The organism is Vibrio sp. YT-19(2023) (assembly GCF_033337395.1).
In genome coordinates this window covers 1-623 of record NZ_JAWOQN010000697.1, presented here as the reverse complement: position 1 = coordinate 623, position 623 = coordinate 1, and the positions used below count along the sequence as shown (strand labels likewise).

Sequence of the window (623 nt, the reverse complement as noted above, 5' to 3'; positions counted from 1 at the left end):
AACGGCGATCAAAGCGCGTCAGGCCGATGCGGATTACCAAGCAAAACTGGCAATGAGCAAGCAAGCGCATACCGCTCGCGACAACGTAAGTGCAGTGAACAGCGATGAAGAAGCCGCGAACTTGATGACGTTTGCTAACGCGCACAATGCCAACATGAAAGTGATCAGTACGGCGAACCAGCTGTTCGACTCTGTATTGCAGTTATTCTAGAGGAAACCCAGATGCGAATCAGTGATAACCAATTCAGCCAAATGATGCTGCAAAGCCTGCAGAGCAACAGCGCAGGCCTTGGGAAAGTACTTCAACAAATGTCGACACGTGAGCGACTGACTAAGCTGTCTGATGATCCAATGGCGTCTATCAAGCTGCTTAACTTGGAACGTGAAAACAGCGCGATTGCTCAATACCAAAGCAACATCGCAAACCTGAAAACAACGCTTTCAAGCCAAGAGACACACCTAGACTCAGTGAGCGAAAGTTTGAAAAGCATGCGTGACATTGTTCTTTGGGGCGCGAACGGTTCGTTAACGGATCAAGACCGTAGCGGCATGATCACCGAACTGAAAGGCTACCGTGACTCCATCGAATCGTCTTTCAATGCGCAAGATGAAGAAGGCCACTT

General features: G+C 49.1%; 2 protein-coding genes. Both read left to right on the top strand.

Annotated features, from left to right (window positions below; genetic code table 11):
* Nucleotides 1-211 (top strand): flagellar basal body rod C-terminal domain-containing protein (locus tag R7E78_RS27950; RefSeq protein WP_318058862.1); only part of this gene is annotated, 211 nt, incomplete at its 5' end.
* 11 nt (nt 212-222) lie between these two features.
* The coding region (flgL, locus tag R7E78_RS27945) for a flagellar hook-associated protein FlgL (RefSeq protein ID WP_318058861.1) at nt 223-623 on the top strand (401 nt) is incomplete at its 3' end.